We start from the raw sequence: 21,796 nt of genomic DNA on the forward strand, positions 1-21,796 counted from the left end.
ATTCCTTATCTCTGCTTCAAATTCATTTTCAGATTTTTTAAAATAGCATCTAATCTATAATAAAAGAAAGAACTAGTTTTACCTGGTAAATATGTCAAAATTATCTTAATTTTTTGCTTAAGGTCCAATTTCCAATTAATTTGTCTTTGAATTCTTCTAAAATTTATTAAATATTTTTGTTGTAAAGAATAGTCATTTAGATAAATAGATCCCATTAATCCCGTAAAATAAGTTGATAACATACTACTCTTTGCGCTTTTAATAATAACTGGGCTATTTTTATAATAATTATAAAAATAGTTATTTTTATACATTTCTGCATTAACCTTATCAATTACTTTTTTTAGGGTAGGTTTAGACAAACTAATAGAATTTTTCCTAGTTCTGTAATAATAGTATCCAATCAAATCGCTAGACACCTCATAGACATTATCCTGATCACAAATAATGGGTGGCATATAATATTGATCTTCAAAAAGAAATCCTTCTTTAAATAAGATTTTTTTCTTTTTTAAATACCTATTTTTAAATACATAGCTCCATACCCCCATTTGCCTATCATCATTCAAAATGCTCTCAGCAAAATTCATGCTTTTTACTAATTCATTATTTCCATTTTGAATTTCTATTTCTTTCCCATTAATAAATTTCTTTACTGGTAAATTTATCAAATTAATTTTGGAGTCTACTTTTTTTAATAAATTATACATATTATCTATATACTTTTCGCTCACAAAATCATCTGAGTCAATAAAATATATCCACTTGCCAATAGCACTTTTCAATCCAGTATTTCTTGCAGCAGAAAGTCCCATATTTTTTTGATGAATTACTACAATGTTTTTATACGCTTTTGTATAATCCTTAGCTATTTTTAGTGAATCGTCTGTAGATCCATCATCCACTAATATGTATTCGATTGCATTATTATGAGATAAACATGTTGTAAGACATTTTCTTAAATATTTATCAACATTGTAAATTGGGATTATAACCGATAACAGAATAAACGGTTTTTCTATCATGCTAAACTCCATCTAAAATTGCTTTATATAAAAATTATGAATAAATATTTATCAAATCGGAATTTACTAAATTATTATTTATCAGGTAAAAAATAATTATTGTAAAAATGACAAAATAAATATACTTTTTTGGCCCTTTAACCCAACTTTCTAGTAAATTAATTATTATAATGGGTTCTCCCGTTGCTAATATAGTAGAAATTCTTCCTGCCAAAGTATAATATTGATTAAACAAAGCCAATAACACTGTTGATAATACATACATTACTAAAATTACAGAATAATATTTTGTTTTCTTATACTTATTTTGATCATATGAATAAACTGCTATAAAACTTATAAGAATTTGAAGCCAAAGTACTGGATTTAATAATCCTCCACCCTGATTAAATGAAGGATTTGTAATGTACACACTAGTAAAGAAATCACTTATCTTTACAAAGAAAGTATTCATTTTAAAAGATAATCCTATAGCTATGACGATAGTTGTTGCAAATATACCTAAATATTTTTGTTTCTTTATATTTTTTAACCATTCATATAAAGGATAAATTAATATACCTACTAAAGCGCCGTGATGTATAGTCCATGCTATAAATATTACCAATAGAAAATTCAACAATTTATTATCATATACATATTTCACAGCAAGGAATAGAATTGCAGTAGCTAATGATGCTCTAATTTGATTCATATCACGTGAAACGAAAAATCTAGCATAATAATACAGCAGTGCATAACCGGGAACATCCGTAAAGACAGAAAATTCCTTAGTAACTATTCCCAAAGTAAGCAAGGCTATAAATATTGCAAAACATGTCCAATTTGCATTTAATAGATGAAAGATATTTTCTAAAAATACATATCCTCCTTCCAATTTTCTATCAATATAGCCATTATAAATACCATAATACATTGAAGTATCATTATTTATAGTAGCTGCTATATTTCTAAATCCGGCCAATATTACTAAGATCAGCATAGAAATATATATAAAAATGTTAGTATTTACAAATTGATCTAAAATTGCAAGTATTAATAATGCTATAAAAACAATAATAAATATATACACTATTTTTCCTCATATGCTTGCTCATAAAACTTTGCCAGTTGTTGAGCTTCTTGTTTAATATTAAATCCAGCATTTTCAAGTTCTGTAACATAGTCTTTTCTAAGAAGTTTTGGCATATTTTTTATAGCTTTTACCCATTCTTTAGTTGATTCCTGCAAATCCTGAAATCTAACTAATGGAGTTAATTCTATTTCTTTTGTAACGTTACTTGATGCTAAAATTGGTAATCCTGCATCCTGAGCTTCTACAGCTACCACAGGAAATCCTTCGAAGAATGACGGCAATAAAAAAATATCCATGGCTTGATATAAATTTTGAGTATCTTTTCTTACACCCATAAATCTAACTTTATCTTCTAATCCTAGATCTTGGACTTCTTTTTGAATTTCCATTTTCAGTTCTCCATCCCCTATTAACAATAATACAGAATTAGGAACTTCTTTTTGAAAATCATAAAATACCTTAATCAAAAACTTATGATTTTTTTGTATGTTAAATCTGCCGATATGTCCTATTACATATTTACCATTTAAGCCCAAATTATCTCTGTATTCATGTCGTATTTGAGAATTATATTTGAACTTTTGCAAATTTATCCCATTATTTAAAATGGTGAATTTCCTATTATCGCCATATAAATATTTACCGGCAGTTTTTCCACATGCAAAATAATTATTTGCAACCATAGGCGCCAATCTTGCAAGCCTATATTTAACTATACCTTTCAATCCGGGAACAGTATCAGAATTATGACTATGGATTATCCTGATTTTTACACCATATTTTTTGGCATAATACATATAAAAAATGGCTGTACTCATCATATGACCATGAACTACTTTATATTCTCTATGTGTTTTAAAAAAATGATCTAAATCATTTAAATATTTAAGGAAATTGTTATCATCTCGTACAGATAAATGATAGATTCTACCTCCTAGTTTTTTGATTTCATCATCATAGAAATAGTTTCCTTTATAATGAACTAAAAAATCAAACTGAATCTTAGATCTATCAATGTTTCTGTAAAGATTCATAATTAAGGTTTCTAACCCACCAGCTTGCATATTAGGTACTACTTGTAGTACTCGAACAGGTTTAGACATATTATCTTAACACCTTCATATAAAATAGTTTTCTAAGAGAATTTGGAAGTATGCTTACACCGGCTTGTCCCAAACCACTAATAATAAAATCCGTCAGTGACATATATCCTTTTACATGTTGATTCCACTTAAAACGAAGGACTGTACCAGCATATCTTATGCCTCCACGTCTCTTATAGAAATCAGGACTCGTTCTAATATAATACAATGATTTCTGAATATTATAAGTTTTAATATTATATTCTAAGACCATTCTAGAAAATAAATCATAATCTTCATACAAAGGAACATTACGATAATTTCCTGATCTAATTACCGCACTCTTTTTATACATAACTGTTGGGTGCAAAACTGCACATCTACGATGCATAAACTGCTTTATTTGTTCCATTTTTTCAGGAACTTTATGTATTGAAATCACATTATCCATATTATTGATAAATTCAGCTTCAAACGAACCTACCATTTCATATTCTGGATTCTGCTTTATAAACTGTAATTGTTGCTCACATCTTATAGGAATTGAATAATCGTCCGAATCCATTCGAGCAATCCATTCATTCTTCGCTACCTTTATGCCCTTTCTTAAAGATAAACCCAATCCTAAATTCTTTTTATTCTTTATAATTTTAAATAGACCAGGATTATTTAATATATGTTTTTTTATTACCCTTATAAGTTCAGGAGTGAGTGGACCATCTTCCACCAAAATAAATTCATCTGGAAGAATGGTTTGATTCAACATACTATCAATACTCAAATTAAGATATTGCGGATTCTCTTTATAATATACTGACATTAAAACACTATATTTAGGAATTTCATTTACTACCATATCTTAATAAGCTCCATTCGGATGAACCATTACTAACACAGTTTTAACGATCAACTTCAAATCTTCCAATATTCCAGAATGGTTGATATACACAATATCAAGCCAAACCATCTCATCAAAGTCAGCTTCATTACGCTTGGTAACTTGCCATAACCCTGTGCAACCCGGCATGACAAGCAATCTTTGCTTGTCATAATCAGTATATTCTTCCACTTCTGATGGTAGAGGCGGACGTGGTCCAACAAGAGACATATCTCCAATCAACACATTCCAGAGTTGTGGCAACTCATCAAGACTATATTTTCTAATAGTATGTCCAATCTTCGTGATTCTCGGATCATCTTTAATCTTGAACATTGCACCATCGATTTCGTTTTGATCCTCTAATTGACCAATCATCTGATCGGCATTAACGACCATTGAACGAAACTTCCACATCTTAAATGGCTTTTCATTCTTTCCAATTCGCTCTTGTGAATAGAATGCTGGACCACCATCTTCATGTCTGATTCTTATTATTAAAAACAAAAACAACGGAGATAGTAAGATTAACCCAAGTGCGCTAGCCAGTATATCAATTACTCGCTTAACTGTATGATATACGGGCCGGCCATTTACCTTTGCCGGATTAACCTGTAGTTTCTCCATTAGAATCATTGCTTCTTACTCTCCTAATTACTTAGTCTACAATACTCACTTTTTATATTATCACGCTTGCACTAGCTCTAATACAAATTTGCATACTTGCAATTAGCTTAAAACAACCAGAACTTCTTCTTGCGCTTCAACGGCTGCCAATCCATCTGAACTGGGTCGCCATTGATGATACTTCTAGCATTATCTTGCCACTGCTGAGCTAGGTCTTGACTGAATTCTTGACTCATCTTTTTATAAGCTTCACTCAATTGATACTGCCGTCTTGGCAAGTCGTGTGCGTCAGATGCAAAGGTGCATCCCTGCCCCGCCGCAATCAACTTACGCGACATCTCTTCAATCTTCTTGCCAAAGATCCCTGTATAAGAGCTGGCAGTAATCTGCACCAAGCAGCCCTGTTCCAGCATCCCTTGCAAGATCTCGGGTTCCTTCAAGATGCGGCTATTGCGCTCTGGATGCACGATAATTGGCGTCACCCCTCGCTGCATGATCTTGAAGATCGTGTCTTGCGCATAAGTTGGCACGTCCTCACTTGGAAATTCCAACAGCATATAAGTACCGTCTTCATCGCAGAACAGGATATCATCGTTATCAAGCGCATCAATTAAGTCACCCGACAAGCGAACTTCCTGTCCGGGGAAGACTGTCAATGGGATCTTAGCTTCATCCAGCTTCTGTTGGTAGAGATCAGTCAGCCAGATAATGTCATCTTTATGATTTGTATAGCGCCCATTAAGCGTATGTGGTGTACAAATTGCATGCGTTACGCCATCTTTTACCGCAGCCTGAGCAAGTTTGATCGAAGTTTCCCAACTTTTTGAACCATCGTCAATGCCCGGTAAGATATGGCAGTGAATATCAACTAAGACCATTATTGACCATCACTCTTTTTACGTCCGAACAAACCTTTTTTCTTTTCAGCACCATATCCGTAACCATAGCCATACCCGTAGCCGTAACCATAGCCACCATTTTCAGCTCTAATATCGTTCATAACGTAGCCTAGAATTCGGGCCTTAGCAAACTTCAGCATTTGCACTGCTCTAGTAATACCAGCCTTTTGCGTAATGCCTTGACGTACTACTAGAACTACACCATCAAGGTGGCTAGCTAATTCTTGCGTATCGGATACTTCCAAGACTGGCGCTAAGTCAATGATAACCATATCATAATGTGACTTAACCAGTTCAATGAAGGTTTCCATTCTGCGTGAACCAATCAATTCAGCTGGATTAGGTGGAATCGGACCAGAAGTCAAGATTGACAAGTTATCAATTCCACTTTCTTCAACTACATCATTTAAGTTAATCTCATCGGCTTCTGAAGTAAGAACAGTTGTCAAACCAGTATTATTTTTAACGTTAAATGTACTGTGCAAAGTTGGACGACGCAAGTCACCATCGATTAACAAGATCTTGCGACCTGCTTGTGCATAGGTGATCGCTACGTTGGCCGTAACGGTTGACTTACCTTCACTAATATTAGCTGAAGTAAAAGCTAAAGTATGAATTTCCTTATCAACAGACATAAAGTTGATGTTAGTCCGGATGGTTCTGAACTGTTCAGATACCGCACTACGAGGATTAGCAACTGTGATTAATTGGGCACCGTTTTTAATCGTATCGTTGGTATCACGCTTTTTTCTAAATAATGCCATTCGCTTCTCCTCTCCTATACTCGACGGCTTCTACGCTTAGGGCTATTAGAATTTTTATTCTTTTTTCTAATGACAAATGATGATGACACATGGAAGTGTGAAACTTGACCCAAGTCAACTAAACCTAAGGTGTCAGTCAAGAATGCATCATCCTTAACTGTAGTGTCAAACATCTCACGAATTAAGACTACTGCGAAACTTAAAACCAAGCCAATAACAAAGCCAGCCAAGGTAAAGAGCTTCACATTAGGTGATGATTGATTACCATTAGTTGCTGGCGCAACGATCGTAACGTTGTTAATGTTCATGATGTTAGGAATTTGATCTCTGAATGAACGCGCTACAGCGTTAGCTTCAACCTTTGCCTTTTCAGGTGTATCTGCAGTAGCAGAAATTGAGAAGACCTGTGATTGTTGTTGGGTATTAACTGAAACGCTCTTAGCTAATTCGCTAGTAGAAACGCTGTAGCTCTTACCGCTACGTTCAACTACTTCTGGTTGAGCCTTTCTTACTAATACTCGGCGACCTTCTTCATTAGTTCTGTACTTAGCAGGTCTAGCCTTTCTTACTACACGTACAGGGTTAGCCAAACGATCTGATGCGTCCTTCAAGATAACGTGACTAGTTACAATATCCTTATAGGTAGTAACCATTTGCATGTTAGCTTGTTGAGTTGTATATGCTGCATTCGGGTCATTCTTGTTAGCCTTTTGGTTAACCAAAATCTGCGCATTAGAAGTATACTTTGGTGAAATAATAAAATTAGCGACACCCCAGCCGACTAAAGCCAGACCGACACTCCAGATAATCAGTGCCCAGATGTGGCGACGGCAAATTTGTAGCAATTGAGTAAGATCAATTGTATTTTCAGTTTGCTTTTGCTCTTGTTCCATTTACCTTTTCCTTTAAATTAACGATTCATTACATAGCTAGACTTGTTAGCAGCTACCTTAACATGTGGCAATTCTAGCGCCGTTCTGATCTTGTCAGAAACTCGTTGACGCTCTTCTCTACTTACCACTTCAATTTCCATTGTGCCAAACTTAGGGTTTTGCGTTTCTTTACTTACACCCTGAGCATGATCTTGAGAAAGATTGTTAGTGGCTTTTCTATAATCCATAGCAATCTTGTACATTTGATTCATGGTCAAGTCAGTTTGCATCTCACTAGAAATGGAATTCAAGAAACTTGAATTAAGCAAAGTTGAAGGTGAAACAGACTTCTTAAGCAAGGCCATAATTACCAAGCGGTCACGCTCTTGTCGACCATAATCCTGACGAGGGTCACCATGACGAAGTTGGGCAAATGCTAAAGCCTTTTTACCATTCATATGATAAGTCTGGCCTTTGACAAAGCTATAACCCATATTGTTGAAAGTTAATGGAGAAGTTACATCAATTCCCCCAACTTGGTCAATTGCCTTCTTCAAACCACCCATATTGATCATGATGTAGCCGTCAATTGGAACACTGTAATATTTATCAAGTGTCTTAATTGTTTCGCTAACCCCGCCCAATGTATAAGCTGAGTTAATCTTAGTTACACCATAATGTGGGTAATCTGGGAAGATTGCGTTTGAGTCACGTGGAATTGAGACAATGCTTGTACTATTGGTCTTAGGGTTGATTGACATCATCATGATGGTATCAGTTCTACCCTTCCAGTGACGACCCATGGCACCAGTATCTGTACCTAATAATAGGATATTAATTGGCTTTTTCTCATTCAGCAAATTATCAAGAGCACGTCCTTTATTACTCTTGGTAGTCTTAGCAACGGGAGTGTACATATTCTGCGTCGTATCACGCAAATTCTTGTAGATCATCCCGCAAACAAAAAGACCGACTACAATGATCACGCCAATAACAATCCAAAAACCGCGCCAGAACTTACGGTGACGACGGTGGTGATGATGGCGATGACGATGTATCGGTTTATTACTTGATTCTGCGTTATTTTCCATTCTAATCCTCTTAATCTTATAACCGTTACTATTATATACTCAAGGATGTATTTTGACCAGGCCTTAAAAGGCTTACATACGGCAAATACTTTGAGTAGAAATGAAAAATGCATCCCTCAAAAATGGAATGCATGCTACAGAGTTAATGTATTTTCTATGTATGTTTGTTCCTTACTTTAATTTTATCAGTTTACATACTCATTCCAAGCTTCATCTTTCCATCTGACAGTCATCAATTATCCTCCAGAAGCTTGTGATGAGAAATTGAAGTCCCCTTTTTATATTCTTCATACCTGGTCTTAAGTACATTCATATTTTCATTACTGTAAAAAGGACTTGCTTTAACTTCAAATGGAATTTTTCTTTCATTAACTAAAGCTTTCGTAGCTATGTTAATCCAAACCGAAAAATTCAATCCCATATCCGCCAATAATTCTTCAGCCTCGTTCTTTAATTCAGGATCCATACGAGCTGTAATCTTTGTATCTTTCATTGTTGTTATCACCTTGCCTTACATTGTACTTACATTGTATCATATAAATAAGACTAAACTAGCAAAAAGCATCTACAACTATGTTAAGTATTGATAGGAGTTGATTAATTATGCTAAATATTGAAGAATCAATTAAAGAATTTGAAACATATTTTCAAGGCAAGCCTAATGAAGTTGAAGTAGTTACACGAACTATAGCAGTAGTGAATAAGAAAGATCAGCATAAAAATAAATAATTCTACTTGCATCCTTCAAAACACATCTTACGAGTGGTCATTTGACCGCTTTTTTTCTACCTCTTTCCAATCAATTCGACTTCTTTCCTTATTATATGGATCTGTAATACAATAAACTTAACAACAAATAACGAGGTGTTTTTATGATTGATAATCAACCTAAAAAGACAAAAGCATATATCGCGGGCGTAAACTTAAACGACCCAAACTTCGACTACTACATGACCGAGCTGGCCAACTTGACTGAAGCCAACAACATGGAAGTAGTTGGACAAAGTTTTCAAAATGCAGAATCAATTGTTGCCGGAACTTACTTCGGTGTCGGCAAAATCAATGAAATTAGAACTATGGCTCAAGGCTTAAAAGCAAAAGTTTTAGTCCTTAATGACGAATTGACTCCCGTACAAATTCGCAACTTAGAAAAATTAACCAAAATGCGAGTTATTGACCGCACGGAATTAATTCTGGAAATTTTTGCCAGCCGCGCTCGAACTAAACAAGCTAAATTACAAGTGCAACTGGCACGTTTACAATATGAATTGCCGCGTCTCCATCCCTCCGAGAACAACTTGGACCAGCAGCGTGGTGGTGGCTTCGCTAACCGTGGTGCCGGTGAAAGTAAACTAGAGTTGAACCGGCGGACAATTGGCAAGCAAATTTCGGCTATCAAGAAGGAATTGAAGGCTGTTGCCGGCCAGGAAGAAATCAAAGCGGCACGACGCAACCAAAGTCGCATCCCTAAAGTCGCTCTCGTTGGCTACACCAATGCCGGTAAATCAACCACAATGAACGGACTATTGCGTGAATTTTCTAAAGAAGGAGCCGACAAGGAAGTCTTCGTTAAAAACATGCTTTTTGCTACGCTTGACACCAGTGTGCGGCGGATCGACTTGAAAGACAACTTTAGCTTCATTCTGTCTGACACTGTCGGTTTCATTTCTAAACTGCCCCACAACTTGGTCGAATCTTTCAAGGCTACTCTGCAAGAAACGCGTGATGCTGATTTATTAATCAACGTTGTTGACGCCTCTGACCCGAACATGGTGCAAATGATTCGGACAACACAGAACGTTTTGGATGAAATTGGCGTTAAGGGAATTCCGATGATTACCGCCTACAACAAGGCTGATAAGACTGATCGCAATTACCCACAGATCGAAGGCAACGACATTCTTTATTCCGCCATCGATCCAAAATCGATCAAACTACTGGCCGACTTGATCACCAAGCGCGTTTTTGCCAACTATGAAAAGTTTGACTTGATCCTGCCACTAAGCGCGGGTAAGGAACTGGCTTACCTGCATGATCACGCCCAAGTTTTATGTGAAGACTACCAAGACGATGGCGTACACATCGAAGCGAACATCGCGCCCGACGACCAAGGACGCTTCCGTCAATATTTGGCCTAACTAGACTAAGAAAAAATATGAAAAAACATAATCTGCTGTTCCTTTTTGCCCTCACATTTTTGTTAGTTCCTACTAACACGCCTGTAATGGCTGCTAAATATAGTGCTAGTGAGGCAAAAAAGGTGCGCACTTTTCAAAAAAGCTATCATCGTTTGAGCCAGAAAAATTACAATCAGGCTACGCTCTTTGCCGTGCAGCCAAATTTTGGTATTCCTTTTTCAGCAGGAGTGCTTGACCCTGATTACATCAAAACTTCAATAGCTTATGTTAATTATTACCGCTCATTGGTTGGACTGCCTGATGACGCTAACTATGCTAATGATAACGTTAACGCACAACTTGGTGCTGCAGCGCTAGCTTCAGTTAACGCGGAGCAAAATCTGCGAGCTCACGGCTTACAAGGTTACGTCAAGCCTGGCTATATCAGTGATACTGACTGGGATACAGCGGAAAATACCACATTGGGCAATATCAATTTTTCAGAATCAACTAGCGGAACCACGGCTGGCGAGATCGTTACCGATCTGATACGTGAAGATAATAATATTGCAGGTAATGGCAACATTGGTCACCGTGGTATGATCCTGTCGACGCGAGCAACCCGAATGGGAATCGGCGCAGCTTATGGCACTGCAAATAATGTCTTGTATTCTGTTGAACATGGACTATTTGCTGATGATATTTTGCGTCAGCCTGTGAAAAGCCGAATCGTTTATCCAGCTGCCGGCGTTTTTCCCTACGAATTAGTTGGTGGTAAAACGCCATGGTCTTACTCAACAACCGAGCGAATTTCTGGTCAGCCGAAAATTTACATCACGGATTTGACCACCAAGAAAAAGCGGCAAGCGACACAGGTGCGCAACTTCGGCATCACTTTTTACGGTGACGGCTACACAACAACGATCACTTACCGACCTGGCAAAACCAAGTTAATCAACACGCACAAGTACCGTGTACAAATCGGCAAACATTATAGCTACAGTTTCAGATTTTTCAGGCAAAATAGCACATTGAAAAATAAACAGATTGTAAAGCATCGAAAATGAAATACGTTGATATGCAAAACGGCTCAAGCAGTTGTACATCCTGCTTGAGCCGTTTTAGATAGTAACAAATATTGTAGTCTGTTCAACAATCTTCATGTAAAATAATACTCAGGTCTATTGCAGCGGTTAGCTACCGCTAAGACTTAGTAACTTTAGCATGGCTACACACCCCTCGATCAATTCTTAAGTTATGGAGGTGGAAGCTATGCATAATTGGGTAGACTGGAGAAGTAGGCTTCCAAATGATTGCTTGGGCTATCGCTATTGCGATTGTGCTGAATGCCTTAGGCTTTTTCGCTATTCGTTTGGCTATTGCGTATGCGATAACAAAAAAAGCTAATCACAAGGATTAGCCGAAACAACAGTCATCTTAAGTTACGATTGGAGTTAGCGACTGGTACTCGCTAGCTCCTTTTCTTTTATTATTTTAATATGATTTAGAATTTATTGCAATGTTTAGAAGCGCTTATTCTACGCCAATGACGTAACGCATGATGAATCAATAGCTTGTTATACCAAGCATAATTGTGCTTCATATAATTATAGGCGGTTGTAAAATTTTCCAGTTGGCTAGCCGCAATGAATTGATTGCGTGTCCAATGCCAATCCTGAGTAGGATAATATAAAATTTTCACTCGGATTACCCTTCCTACTGTAATAATTGCCCGATCATGATGATAACGCGTGCGAGCAACATTGAGGTAGCTACCAATTAAAGTATTGCGCCAGTATCGATTATGCAGATAATTTTTTCCAAAAGTAAGGCCTTGCGCAATACCTTAGAAATGCAGTACCATTCACATTTACCGTTAGGCAATTCAACCAAACACCAAAGATATTGGTGTCTCTTCGCCATTCAATCCATCCCTTCTAATTAATATCGGCTTTAATTATACCGCTACTTATTAAGCTATTCAGTTAGAAAATCAATAATGTCAGAAAATATTAGGTCATGATGTCAAATCTATTCAACTGACATTATTTGTCCTAAGAACGCATTTACCGCTTGCTTAATATACTCGCTGCAAAGGTGAGTATACTGCGTTGAATTTCTGGACATGGCTCTGCTTAAACGGTCTTGATGGGTGTCATTTTAATCCCTTCTTTAATTTTTGCCATAATTTTCTCCACACTGAAAACTATGGCAAAAAATCTAAAAACTTTCAGTACAGAGAAAATTATGACAAAAAAGCAGATTTTTTCAGTCTAGTGAAAACTTTTATCAATACAAAAAAAGCAAGCGCATTAATCGCCTGCCTAAGATTATTCCAAATTACTTTTCTATAACACTCTCTTAGCAATCGATGGTGTAAAGTAACTCGATACCGTTTGCAAAATAGTACCTTGCTCCGGTGTTGCTGCGTCTACATATTGATTGTTTCCTACATAAATTGCAACGTGGTATGGAGCTGTCGTTGAACCCCAGAAGACTAAGTCACCTGGCTGCAAGTTGTTCAATGAAACAGTTTGACCAACCTTAACTTGATCATAAGTTGTTCTTGGCAAGTTAACACCAGCAGCTTTTTGGTAAACATATTGTACTAAGCCAGAACAGTCAAATGAATCCGGACCTTCTGCACCCCAAACGTAATTCTTGCCTACTTGTTGCTTAGCTAAAGCAACGATTGAAGCGGCCTTACTAGTAGCTTGCGTTGAAGAAGTTTGGTTAGTATTTTGGCTGGTCTTCTTGATTGCCGTATTAACAATTTGCTTAGCCTTCTTCACCTTAGCTATCTTTTCAGCCTTCTTCTGAGTAGCCGTTTTAGTAGCTACTGCCGCTGTCTTCTTATTAACAGTAGTCTTTGTCTGCTTAGCTTCCGTTTTCTTAACAGTTGGTGCTTGCGATACTTCTGCTTTTTCTCCAGCAGTAACATCTACGGTATAACGCGCTTCAATCCATTCACGCGTTCCAACCTTGTACCACAAGTTGCCCTTCTTATCGAGTGCAGTCTCAGCTACATTCCAGACCGTGCCGTCCTTAGCACGGTAGCCCATGAATTGACCATTCTCATAGTTGGTCCAAATATTCAGGCTCTTACCTGGTAAATAGCTAATCTTAACTTGCTTAATCGCAGTAAAATTAGCTGCACGAACAGTTTTCATTGATGTGATTGCGGAAACACCCGTAACGGTCAGGGCTGCAGCCGCTCCCACTTTAAAAAAATTATGTTTCATAATTGAATCCCCTTGGTAGCGAAACAGGTGAAAACTTTTCACCTAAAATTACCCACTCTTACTATGTAACGCCTTCATTATTGCATGTCCTACCTCAAGAAGCAAATTGGAACATTACAATATTACAAAAAAGACGGATCACTGGAATCCGTCTTCATTACTTACTATCTTAATTTAAAACACGCTTAGCAACACTTGGGTAGAAGTATGAACTCAAAGTTTGCTTGATTACGCCTTGACCTGGTGTAGCAGCGTGGATGTATTGGTTGTTACCAACATAGATACCTACGTGATATGGAGCACTTGCACTACCCCAGAAAAGCAAATCACCCGGTTGAAGATTATCCATAGAAACGGTTGATCCTTGCTTAACTTGATCATAAGTAGTTCTACCCAACTTCACGCCAGCAGCGTTAGAGTAAACATATTGTACCAAACCTGAACAGTCAAAACCGTTAGTTCCTGTACCACCCCAAACATAGGACTTGCCTAATTGTGCTGAAGCCAAAGTAATAACTGCTGAAGCATCACCAGTTGCTTGAACTGACTTCTTAGCCTTTTTAGCTTTCTTAACTGCTTGAGCCTTATCTGAACTAGCATCAACAGTATATTGAGCTAAAATCCATTGGTTATCACCAATTTGGTACCATGTACGGCCCTTCTTATCAGTCTTGGTGTCAAAAACATTCCAAGTAGTACCATGTTGAGCACGTTGACCAGTAAAGTGACCGCCATTGTAGTTGTCCCAGATGTTAATTCCATAACCTGCAATGTAGTTAATCTTTACTTTGGTAGTAGCAGCTTGAACAGTAGCATTAGTTGAATCTGGCTTGATGACATTTACTGCAGCTACACCGGTCAGAGTTAATGCAGCAGCTGCGGTAACTTTTACGAAATTGCTCTTAATATTCATCAAATTCTCCTATATGTTTTCACTATATATATATAAGCATTCTTAGAATTTATTACTTAAGCTGGTAACGAAAATATTAATTCATCGAAAAATCTTTAAATTTCTTTAACGTATTTAACAAAATCTATAATAATGTCCTAATGTTACAGTAGTGTTACAAAAGTAATACTGATTTAATAAATATTACGTTTCCGTCAAAAAGAAAAATAGCTAGGGAGATTTCCCTAACTATCTTAATTAGATATTTTATTTTTAGGAAGACTAACGCAATTAGTCGATTACACGCTTAGCTGATGATGGGTAAAATGAAGCTAAGGTTTGTTCCTTAACATTTTGACCAGGAGCTGGAGCGTGAACAAACTTGCCGTTACCTACGTAGATACCTACATGGTAGTTACCCCAGAATAATAAGTCACCCTTCTTAAGCTTCTTAGTTGAAACTGAAATGGTCTTACCAAGAGTAATTTGACCGTAAGTAGTTCTTGGCAAAGTCTTGTTAATAGCATTCTTGAAAACGTAAGTAGTTAAGCCTGAGCAGTCAAAACCGCTAGGACCAGCAGCACCGTAAATGTAAGGCTTGCCGATTTGCTTCTTAACAAGCTTAACAACTGCATTACGCTTCTTAGTAGCAGCTGATTCTTGCTTAACTGAACTTGAGTCAGGTTTAGTAGTTTCAAGATCTGAAATTGAGTTGTTAGTAGTTACAGTAGTGTTTTCAACGTCATCAGCGTGAACAGTTGATGGAACATTGATAGCTGAGATACCGGCAAAGAATACTGATAAAGCTGCGGTGTATTTTACTAAAGTACGTCTAAAATTCAAAATTAATTGTCTCCTCTAAAAATTACTAAATTGTTTTTTTGATTTCTTAAATCAATTGACGTTTTATATAATACCGATTGAATGTTACACGAATGTTTCAAAAGAGCTACCATCGCGTTAAGAAACCTTGTTAAAAAACACATTTTATGTAAAAAAGAGAAGACCCAAAAAGCTAGCGAAGCTTTGCTATCAGTGCATCGAGAGCACTTTTTGTCTTTGTTAAATTGTCGTTAATTAATACATGAGCGTAATTTTTCAGATCAGCTGGCAATGCATTTAATTCACTACCACTAAGTCTTTCTTTAATCTTACTTGGATCATCACCGCGCTTGAGCAAACGCTCTTCTAGCTCTTTTTTGGTAGATGTTGTTATATAAAGGAAATAGACTTTGTCACCCAATTGCTGAATATAGGTATAAACGCCTTTGATATCGACAATTAGAGAAACTAAGTCGTTTTTTTTCCAAGCTAAATTCAAAGCTTCTCGACTTGAGCCATATTGATAAGAGCCGTACTTAATATGCTCAAAAAAGTGCAGCTGTGCAAAAGTTTCGTCTGTTTCAAAATGATATGACACATCTTGTTTTTCGCCTGATCGCATCGGCCGCGTGGTATGCGTTAATACGCGTGGAATACCATATTTTTCAGTTAAATATTCTGAAACAGTCGTCTTGCCAGCACCACTAGGTCCTGCAATAAGAATTATTTTTTTCAAAACCTGATTCTCCCCACTTGAAAATGTTGCTTTTTTATAATAGCATTCTTGTGTTATAAAAGACTAAAACTTTTTCTCGGAAGGGAGAATTATAGATGAAAAAAGCAGATGTAAAAGTTGGTGCAATCGTTGGTGCCAAATCAGAAGAAGAACTTAAGAAGCCATTCCAAGGCAAAGTTGAAAAGATCTACGAAAATTCCGCATTGCTTGCAATTACTTCATACGATCCCGTTGACGCCACTGCTATCAGCGACTTGAACAATAAGATTGTAGTTAACTTCAAGCATTTAAAGACTGCTCGCGCTGCCAAGAACAGTAAGACTGCTTCAACTAATGAAGTTAAGATTGAAAAAATTGCCAAGAAGAACGACGATAAAAAAGAAGCAGACAAGAAGTAAAATTTGACAAAAATAGCCCGCGCAATGTTTACGCGAGCTATTTTTTTGCCTAAAATTAGGACATCGATACGAGAGGAAATATTTTATGAAAGAAAAAACGCGAACTGTTTTATTTTGGTTTATTTTAATCCAGCCCTTTTTAGACCTTTATTGGTTCTACAACGGTAAATTAGCGGAAGTTTTACCATTTACTCTACCTACGATTATCCGAATTTTAGCTGTTTTTGTGATTTTCTGTATGTTTTTCAGTCAAAAGCAAAATTGGCAAAAATTAGGGCAAGACAAGTGGTTAATTCTATATTTAGCCCTACTAATTTTGTATTCGATTATTCACTTAATCCACGTCAAAAACTTTAACAGCATTAATCCTAATGACTACAATTATTCAACCGTAAGCGAAATTTTTTATCTCATTAGAATGCTTTTACCTCTGATGGTAATCTTTTTTACAAAAGAATTGAATTTCAGTCAGGAGCAATTCAGACACGTTATCGAAGGCATCAGCGGACTTTTTTCATTTACAATTGTCATTACCAATCTTTTTGTCATTTCGCTTAGAAGCTACGAGACAGGCCCGATTAGCGCTAATATTTTTGAATGGTTTGTTAACCCCAATATCGGTTACTCCCATATGGCCTCCAAAGGCTTCTTCAATTTTGCCAACATGGTATCAGCCGTACTCTTTATGCTGGTGCCTCTGATGCTTTACTTCATGTTCAGTCGTTTTAACTGGAAAATCGTCACTTTGAACGTAGTTCAAGCTTTAGCGATGATCGAGTTAGGAACCAAAGTGGCCCTCATCGGTTTAATCGGTGGCGTGATTATCAGTATTTTGCTGTATGTTTTCCACTTATTTATTGTTAAGGATGTTAACAAAAACGGCAAAGCCATTATCGTGGCGCTTTTAATCGAAGCTGGCACCTTTGCCATCATCCCCCTTGGTCCAGCAATCCAGCGCTATAATTATGAAAAATATTTGGCTCAGCAATCCGATGATTCTTTGACACAGGCCAAGCGAGAATTAAATGCTGGCTTAAAAAAATATCCTCAAGGTAAACAGCGCAAGGAATTTTTAACGAATTTCATCGGCAATCATCATCAAGATTACGCCTTAAATAAGAAGTTTGTTTTTAAAAGCTACCCTTATAAATACGATCCTGAATTTTGGCTCAAAATCATGAACGAGCCAGGCACCGCTAGAATGCAAAATCGACATGTAGAAAAAGCGATGCTTGATCAAGTTGTGAAGACTAACAATAATCGACTCGACAAGTTCCTGGGCATTTCTTACACACGAGAAACCAACATTTTCAACCTTGAACGTGATTTCACTAGTCAAATTTATTCACTTGGTTGGATCGGCATGCTATTGTTCATTGGGCCTTATGTCATTATCCTGCTCTACGCTTTAATCAAGTGGCTAATGAACAAAGAAAAGCGGACTTATTTGATCAGCTCAATGTTGCTTTCAATCGCCTTTATGATTTTCGCAGCATTCTCGTCAGGTAACGTAATGGACTTCTTAACGGCTAGCTTCATCCTGGCTTTCGTTGAAGGCAGCTTGTTAGCTAGCGTAACCAGAAAAGAAAATTAATCATAAAAGAAAAGTTAGGTAGTTGCTTGCCTAACTTTTTCTTAGTTTTTAAACATTATTTTTCTTGCTTAATAAAGCTTGAATCTGGCACCCGAATTAAGTAGTACCGAGTTGCTAAATGACCTGCATGCATCCCGATTCCATTTTGCCAATTCCGCTTGTACTTAGCCGTATAAATTGCCACGTAAGCCCGTTGATACTTTTTATCCATTTTAGCCAATTCCTTTTTTACATAAGGAATCTTCTCGGCATTCACATCAAGCGCAGTGTTACCATAAGCAATCGAGGCATAGTCACTACCAATCGTGACCTTGCTGCCATCGCGATAAAAAGTATAAGTTTGTGAGCCATATCTCTTCTTAGCAGAATTAATCGTTACATAGCTTGAATTTCCCGCACCTGTACGCATTATCAGTGGCTCATACTTCACGCTTGAAGTAATGCGGTTTGCATCTTCCAGGTCTGGATTGTCCATAAAGGTCTGATTAAACATCCAACCTGCAGCTAATAAAAGTACTACAATTTCCACAATATTAAGAGCCATATTCGGCCAACTAAAGCGTTTATGCTGTTTGATAATCATCTTGATTCGTCTTTGACGAATGTTTTGGACGATAAAAACTAAATAAAGAATGATGGCAACCCAAATTAAGATCCCAATGATATTCCAGCTAAACATATGTCGTCCTCCTTTTTTTCAATTATATGGTAAAAAAAGTAAAATTTGAATAGGATAATAATTGAATACTTAGTTAAATAGTGAGAAGATCTTACTAGTACATTAGATTTATTAGGGAACATTATGGTAGCAATAGCTTTTTATTCAATTACTGGGCAAACGGAACGTTTTATTAAGAAAACTCAACTTTCGGCCCATCAAATCGACGATGCCAACCCTAAGTATGATATGGGAAAATCTTATATCTTAATCGTACCCTCATATCAGGACTTCATGATGGATTCAGTCGTTGATTTTTTAACGTATAAAGATAACAAAAAAAATATTATAGGGATTATCGGTTGTGGCAACCGAAACTTTAACGACCTCTTTGCTCAAACTGCCAAAAAGATCGCGGCAACATTGAAAGTGCCTATTTTGTATCTTTTGGAATTTAGTGGTACTAACCAAGATGTCAAAAATGTACGAAAAATCGTACACGATCTTTCTGCTGGTGAGAGTACTAAGCAAGTCCAAAAGCCTAAGGAATTACGTGGGAATATCAGCTTTTTGAGTGATTTTAGAGATTAAATATGACTGAAAAATATTACAAAGCAATTAACTGGAATGACATGGAGGACCGGGTTGACAAATCTGCTTGGTCCCGCCTGAATGATATTATCTGGGAACCCCGTAATGTTCCAGTTAGAGAAGATAAAAAAGAATTTTTACAATTAGACAAGCCGGTGCAAGATGCCTTGCTTCAGGCATTCGGAGCACTATCTTTTTCATCTGGACTCCAAATGAAAAATGGGCTAGAGCAAATTAAGGTAGATGCCATCACACCAGAGGAAGCAGCTGTGCTGAATGCCTTGCAATATTTGGAATCTATTGCCAATAAAGGCTACAGCTACGTTATCAACGAGTTGACGGACTCAAATACAGCAAAAGACGTTATTAACTGGGCTGATGACAATCCTTACCTGCAAAAGAAGATTCGGATTTTGAATAAAATCTACCAAGGCGGGGATGCACTACAAAAGAAGGCAGCTAACGTTATCCTAGAGACAGCTCTCTATCATTCTGCCTTCTACGCTCCGCTTTATTTATTCGGACAAGGCAAAATGGTACGAACAGCTGAAATTGTTAAGTTAGCTTTACGTGGCACTTCATTTGGTGGAATTTATCCTGGTTACAAGTTCCGCTTAGGCTACCAAAAATTAGGTAAAACTGAGCAAGCAGAGCTAAAAGAATGGATCGATAACTTGTACGATGTGCTAATTGATAATGAGAAGAAGCACATTGAGTTAATGTACAAGGGCACTGACTGGATCGATGATGTTACGCACTATTTCTACTACAGTGTCAACAAGGCCTACCTCAACCTAGGTTTTTCAGCCAAGTATCCTGACACTTCTGATTCAATCAACCCTATTATTGAAAAAGGGGTCATCAAGAATGCAGTGCTTGAAGACTTCTTCTTCTACACTAACGATCACTCGCTGACTAAGTTTAAAGAAATTAAATAATTACAAAAGACGCAATCGAAAATTCGGTTGCGTCTTTTTTTACTTCTTAGTAGTTTTCTTGGTTGCCTTTTTAGTAGCGGTTTTCTTTTCTGCTTCCTTTTTTTCAGGCTTCTTATATTCACGTATTGTGGTTAGCTTTTCAATAATTGCCTCCACCAGTTGATCAACAATCTTCGCTGGATCTTGTTCGATCTCTGCTTCACTGGCTAATTGATCAATTCTAAAGCCTGAAACATTAACGTATTCAGAGCGCGTTTCAAAGTAAACATTTAAAGGATATTCCTTACCCTCTTCAAAGAAGTTAGCAACTCGTTTGTAATTGCTATAAGGCAAATTGATAATATTTGTCTCCAAGGCAAAAGTAGCCGGCCGCTGACCCGTCACTGCTAGTTGCGTTTGGATCAATGAATTATGCTTAAAAGCAGCGATAACTTCCTTGACCATCTTTTCAGCATACGGCTTGATTTTGCTCTTCGACTTGCTAATGTCGGCATATTTAACTGTTTCAAGATCTTGAATATAATCTTGATTTTCAATTTTTTCGTTGAGATCTTTTAAATTAATTTCCAAAATAAACTTTCCTTTTTCATTGGTTATAATTACAAAATACTACAAAAAAATTTTTTGTCATCCTTTTTAAGGATTCAATTCAGTATTTTTAGCTTTTTATTTGTTAAAATGACACTATGAAAAAGCAAAAATTTGATCTTAAGTATTTATTTTTACTCATTCCCATTACGTTAATTCTCATTATAGGATTGATTTACCTTTTTAACAAAAATAGAATCGATAATGAAATTAATTGGATGAAAATGAAGGAAGAACAGCGGCTCAATGTCCCGCTAGAAAATCAACTGCCCGATCTACCCAACGGCTGCGAGGTTACTAGCCTATCAATGTTACTGAATTACTATGACATTAAGGTTAACAAATATGATCTCGCCGATAATATTGCTCATGTTGATTCTTTCACCAACAACGGTAAATATCGCGGCAACCCCAATCAAGGCTTTGTCGGCCATATGTCTGTCGCTAATGCTGGCTGGTGCGTTTATCACGGGCCTTTATTTGATGTTGCACGTAAATATACCAGCCACATAGAAGATGCCTCTGGCAGCAATTTTTTAGCGATTCTCAAGTTAATCTCCGATGGGCATCCCGTGCTGATCATTACCACAACCACTTTTAATCATGTTAACAATATGCAAACATGGGAAACCAATACTGGTAAAGTCAACGTTACACCGTCATCACATGCCTGCGTGATCACGGGATACAACAAGCCAAAGAAGCTCGTCTATGTTAATAATCCTTACGGTATTAAAAACCAACCGGTTAATTGGCATAACTTAGAATTGAGTTATGACCAGCAAGGACGACAGGCACTTTACATCAAATAACAAAAAAGGGCAAGCCACGAAGGCTTGTCCTTTTAACTCAAGGCACATGCTCAAAGCATATGTGGACGTTTAAACTGTTCACATCAGTGCGTCCAA

At 36.8% G+C, this 21,796-nt stretch carries 25 protein-coding genes; 8 read left to right on the forward strand and 17 right to left on the reverse strand.

Annotated features, from left to right (window positions below; genetic code table 11):
• Positions 1-5: 5 nt before the first annotated feature.
• From CP366_RS00920 to CP366_RS00965, 10 genes are all read right to left on the reverse strand, one after another.
• A complete protein-coding gene (locus CP366_RS00920; protein ID WP_158227341.1) occupies positions 6-1,025 on the reverse strand; it encodes a glycosyltransferase in 1,020 nt (339 codons plus the stop codon).
• Between the two features lie 34 nt (positions 1,026-1,059).
• Positions 1,060-2,097: an EpsG family protein gene (locus CP366_RS00925; protein ID WP_089147686.1), complete on the reverse strand. Its 1,038-nt coding sequence runs from the start codon at positions 2,095-2,097 to the stop codon at positions 1,060-1,062.
• Positions 2,097-3,203 (reverse strand): glycosyltransferase family 1 protein, encoded by a 1,107-nt coding sequence (locus CP366_RS00930; RefSeq protein WP_089147687.1) that lies wholly within the window; start codon positions 3,201-3,203, stop codon positions 2,097-2,099. Before CP366_RS00930 ends, CP366_RS00925 begins: the two co-directional genes overlap by 1 nt.
• 1 nt (position 3,204) lies before the next feature.
• Positions 3,205-4,038, reverse strand: coding sequence for a glycosyltransferase (locus CP366_RS00935; protein ID WP_089147688.1), 834 nt, complete (start codon positions 4,036-4,038; stop codon positions 3,205-3,207).
• 3 nt (positions 4,039-4,041) lie between these two features.
• Positions 4,042-4,695 carry a sugar transferase gene (locus CP366_RS00940; protein WP_089147689.1) on the reverse strand — a complete coding sequence of 218 codons (654 nt, stop codon included), beginning with the start codon at positions 4,693-4,695 and terminating at the stop codon, positions 4,042-4,044.
• Positions 4,696-4,793: 98 nt separating this feature from the next.
• Positions 4,794-5,564, reverse strand: coding sequence for a tyrosine-protein phosphatase (locus CP366_RS00945; protein ID WP_089147690.1), 771 nt, complete (start codon positions 5,562-5,564; stop codon positions 4,794-4,796).
• A complete protein-coding gene (locus CP366_RS00950) occupies positions 5,564-6,349 on the reverse strand; it encodes a CpsD/CapB family tyrosine-protein kinase (RefSeq protein WP_089147691.1) in 786 nt (261 codons plus the stop codon). The genes CP366_RS00945 and CP366_RS00950 overlap by 1 nt, the downstream gene beginning before the upstream one ends.
• Positions 6,350-6,363: 14 nt before the next feature.
• Positions 6,364-7,242 carry a YveK family protein gene (locus tag CP366_RS00955; RefSeq protein ID WP_089147692.1) on the reverse strand — a complete coding sequence of 293 codons (879 nt, stop codon included), beginning with the start codon at positions 7,240-7,242 and terminating at the stop codon, positions 6,364-6,366.
• A 17-nt stretch (positions 7,243-7,259) separates the two neighbouring features.
• On the reverse strand, positions 7,260-8,312 hold the full coding sequence (locus CP366_RS00960) for an LCP family protein (protein ID WP_089147693.1): 1,053 nt from the start codon (positions 8,310-8,312) through the stop codon (positions 7,260-7,262).
• A 232-nt stretch (positions 8,313-8,544) separates the two neighbouring features.
• The gene (locus CP366_RS00965; protein WP_089146258.1) at positions 8,545-8,805 is read right to left on the reverse strand and encodes a type II toxin-antitoxin system RelB/DinJ family antitoxin; all 261 of its coding nucleotides are present in this window, start codon (positions 8,803-8,805) and stop codon (positions 8,545-8,547) included.
• Positions 8,806-8,915: 110 nt separating this feature from the next.
• Here CP366_RS00965 and CP366_RS11045 point away from each other — a divergent pair, with 110 nt between their 5' ends.
• The 3 genes from CP366_RS11045 (at position 8,916) to CP366_RS00975 (ending at position 11,496) form a co-directional block, all read left to right on the forward strand.
• Positions 8,916-9,041, forward strand: a complete 126-nt coding sequence (locus tag CP366_RS11045; protein ID WP_255404450.1) for a hypothetical protein — start codon at positions 8,916-8,918, stop codon at positions 9,039-9,041.
• A gap of 143 nt (positions 9,042-9,184) precedes the next feature.
• A complete protein-coding gene (hflX, locus tag CP366_RS00970; RefSeq protein ID WP_089147694.1) occupies positions 9,185-10,450 on the forward strand; it encodes a GTPase HflX in 1,266 nt (421 codons plus the stop codon).
• A 17-nt stretch (positions 10,451-10,467) separates the two neighbouring features.
• The gene (locus CP366_RS00975; RefSeq protein WP_089147695.1) at positions 10,468-11,496 is read left to right on the forward strand and encodes a hypothetical protein; all 1,029 of its coding nucleotides are present in this window, start codon (positions 10,468-10,470) and stop codon (positions 11,494-11,496) included.
• A gap of 712 nt (positions 11,497-12,208) precedes the next feature.
• Here CP366_RS00975 and CP366_RS10840 read toward each other — a convergent pair.
• From CP366_RS10840 to CP366_RS01000, 5 genes are all read right to left on the reverse strand, one after another.
• Complete coding sequence (locus CP366_RS10840; protein WP_233197954.1) at positions 12,209-12,352, reverse strand: hypothetical protein; 144 nt, start codon at positions 12,350-12,352, stop codon at positions 12,209-12,211.
• A gap of 425 nt (positions 12,353-12,777) precedes the next feature.
• On the reverse strand, positions 12,778-13,671 hold the full coding sequence (locus tag CP366_RS00985) for a C40 family peptidase (protein ID WP_180706855.1): 894 nt from the start codon (positions 13,669-13,671) through the stop codon (positions 12,778-12,780).
• A 169-nt stretch (positions 13,672-13,840) separates the two neighbouring features.
• Complete coding sequence (locus tag CP366_RS00990) at positions 13,841-14,584, reverse strand: C40 family peptidase (RefSeq protein WP_005726403.1); 744 nt, start codon at positions 14,582-14,584, stop codon at positions 13,841-13,843.
• A gap of 270 nt (positions 14,585-14,854) precedes the next feature.
• Entirely contained in the window at positions 14,855-15,406 is a 552-nt protein-coding gene (locus CP366_RS00995; protein WP_089147696.1) for a C40 family peptidase, read from the reverse strand.
• Positions 15,407-15,578: 172 nt separating this feature from the next.
• On the reverse strand, positions 15,579-16,121 hold the full coding sequence (locus tag CP366_RS01000; RefSeq protein WP_089147697.1) for a guanylate kinase: 543 nt from the start codon (positions 16,119-16,121) through the stop codon (positions 15,579-15,581).
• Between the two features lie 95 nt (positions 16,122-16,216).
• Here CP366_RS01000 and CP366_RS01005 point away from each other — a divergent pair, with 95 nt between their 5' ends.
• Together CP366_RS01005 and CP366_RS01010 are read left to right on the forward strand one after the other, a co-directional pair.
• Positions 16,217-16,519 carry a DUF2187 domain-containing protein gene (locus CP366_RS01005; RefSeq protein ID WP_013086899.1) on the forward strand — a complete coding sequence of 101 codons (303 nt, stop codon included), beginning with the start codon at positions 16,217-16,219 and terminating at the stop codon, positions 16,517-16,519.
• 85 nt (positions 16,520-16,604) lie between these two features.
• Positions 16,605-18,113, forward strand: a complete 1,509-nt coding sequence (locus CP366_RS01010) for an O-antigen ligase family protein (RefSeq protein ID WP_089147698.1) — start codon at positions 16,605-16,607, stop codon at positions 18,111-18,113.
• 55 nt (positions 18,114-18,168) lie between these two features.
• Here the strand turns inward: CP366_RS01010 and CP366_RS01015 are convergent, their stop codons facing one another.
• Positions 18,169-18,792, reverse strand: a complete 624-nt coding sequence (locus CP366_RS01015; protein WP_005722447.1) for an LVIS_2131 family protein — start codon at positions 18,790-18,792, stop codon at positions 18,169-18,171.
• A 123-nt stretch (positions 18,793-18,915) separates the two neighbouring features.
• Between CP366_RS01015 and nrdI the strand changes: the two genes are divergently transcribed.
• Together nrdI and CP366_RS01025 are read left to right on the forward strand one after the other, a co-directional pair.
• Positions 18,916-19,362, forward strand: coding sequence for a class Ib ribonucleoside-diphosphate reductase assembly flavoprotein NrdI (gene nrdI / locus CP366_RS01020; RefSeq protein ID WP_023488188.1), 447 nt, complete (start codon positions 18,916-18,918; stop codon positions 19,360-19,362).
• A gap of 2 nt (positions 19,363-19,364) precedes the next feature.
• A complete protein-coding gene (locus tag CP366_RS01025; RefSeq protein ID WP_089147699.1) occupies positions 19,365-20,300 on the forward strand; it encodes a ribonucleotide-diphosphate reductase subunit beta in 936 nt (311 codons plus the stop codon).
• A 39-nt stretch (positions 20,301-20,339) separates the two neighbouring features.
• On the opposite strand, the gene CP366_RS01030 is transcribed toward CP366_RS01025, so the two are convergent.
• A complete protein-coding gene (locus tag CP366_RS01030) occupies positions 20,340-20,870 on the reverse strand; it encodes a hypothetical protein (RefSeq protein WP_057726354.1) in 531 nt (176 codons plus the stop codon).
• Between the two features lie 116 nt (positions 20,871-20,986).
• Between CP366_RS01030 and CP366_RS01035 the strand changes: the two genes are divergently transcribed.
• Positions 20,987-21,700: a C39 family peptidase gene (locus tag CP366_RS01035; RefSeq protein WP_089147700.1), complete on the forward strand. Its 714-nt coding sequence runs from the start codon at positions 20,987-20,989 to the stop codon at positions 21,698-21,700.
• Positions 21,701-21,796 lie beyond the last annotated feature (96 nt).

It is taken from the genome of Lactobacillus sp. UMNPBX15, assembly GCF_002553785.1.
GTDB lineage: Bacteria > Bacillota > Bacilli > Lactobacillales > Lactobacillaceae > Lactobacillus > Lactobacillus crispatus.

Coding starts and splice junctions, on each gene's coding strand:
- CP366_RS00920 (WP_158227341.1), bottom strand. CDS start 1,025: ATGATAGAAAAACCGTTTATTCTGTTATCGGTTATAATCCCAATTTAC.
- CP366_RS00930 (WP_089147687.1), bottom strand. CDS start 3,203: ATGTCTAAACCTGTTCGAGTACTACAAGTAGTACCTAATATGCAAGCT.
- CP366_RS00935 (WP_089147688.1), bottom strand. CDS start 4,038: ATGGTAGTAAATGAAATTCCTAAATATAGTGTTTTAATGTCAGTATAT.
- CP366_RS00940 (WP_089147689.1), bottom strand. CDS start 4,695: ATGATTCTAATGGAGAAACTACAGGTTAATCCGGCAAAGGTAAATGGC.
- CP366_RS00945 (WP_089147690.1), bottom strand. CDS start 5,564: ATGGTCTTAGTTGATATTCACTGCCATATCTTACCGGGCATTGACGAT.
- CP366_RS00950 (WP_089147691.1), bottom strand. CDS start 6,349: ATGGCATTATTTAGAAAAAAGCGTGATACCAACGATACGATTAAAAAC.
- CP366_RS00955 (WP_089147692.1), bottom strand. CDS start 7,242: ATGGAACAAGAGCAAAAGCAAACTGAAAATACAATTGATCTTACTCAA.
- CP366_RS00960 (WP_089147693.1), bottom strand. CDS start 8,312: ATGGAAAATAACGCAGAATCAAGTAATAAACCGATACATCGTCATCGC.
- CP366_RS00965 (WP_089146258.1), bottom strand. CDS start 8,805: ATGAAAGATACAAAGATTACAGCTCGTATGGATCCTGAATTAAAGAAC.
- CP366_RS11045 (WP_255404450.1), top strand. CDS start 8,916: ATGCTAAATATTGAAGAATCAATTAAAGAATTTGAAACATATTTTCAA.
- hflX (WP_089147694.1), top strand. CDS start 9,185: ATGATTGATAATCAACCTAAAAAGACAAAAGCATATATCGCGGGCGTA.
- CP366_RS00975 (WP_089147695.1), top strand. CDS start 10,468: ATGAAAAAACATAATCTGCTGTTCCTTTTTGCCCTCACATTTTTGTTA.
- CP366_RS10840 (WP_233197954.1), bottom strand. CDS start 12,352: ATGGCGAAGAGACACCAATATCTTTGGTGTTTGGTTGAATTGCCTAAC.
- CP366_RS00985 (WP_180706855.1), bottom strand. CDS start 13,671: ATGAAACATAATTTTTTTAAAGTGGGAGCGGCTGCAGCCCTGACCGTT.
- CP366_RS00990 (WP_005726403.1), bottom strand. CDS start 14,584: ATGAATATTAAGAGCAATTTCGTAAAAGTTACCGCAGCTGCTGCATTA.
- CP366_RS01005 (WP_013086899.1), top strand. CDS start 16,217: ATGAAAAAAGCAGATGTAAAAGTTGGTGCAATCGTTGGTGCCAAATCA.
- CP366_RS01010 (WP_089147698.1), top strand. CDS start 16,605: ATGAAAGAAAAAACGCGAACTGTTTTATTTTGGTTTATTTTAATCCAG.
- CP366_RS01015 (WP_005722447.1), bottom strand. CDS start 18,792: ATGTTTAGCTGGAATATCATTGGGATCTTAATTTGGGTTGCCATCATT.
- nrdI (WP_023488188.1), top strand. CDS start 18,916: ATGGTAGCAATAGCTTTTTATTCAATTACTGGGCAAACGGAACGTTTT.
- CP366_RS01025 (WP_089147699.1), top strand. CDS start 19,365: ATGACTGAAAAATATTACAAAGCAATTAACTGGAATGACATGGAGGAC.
- CP366_RS01035 (WP_089147700.1), top strand. CDS start 20,987: ATGAAAAAGCAAAAATTTGATCTTAAGTATTTATTTTTACTCATTCCC.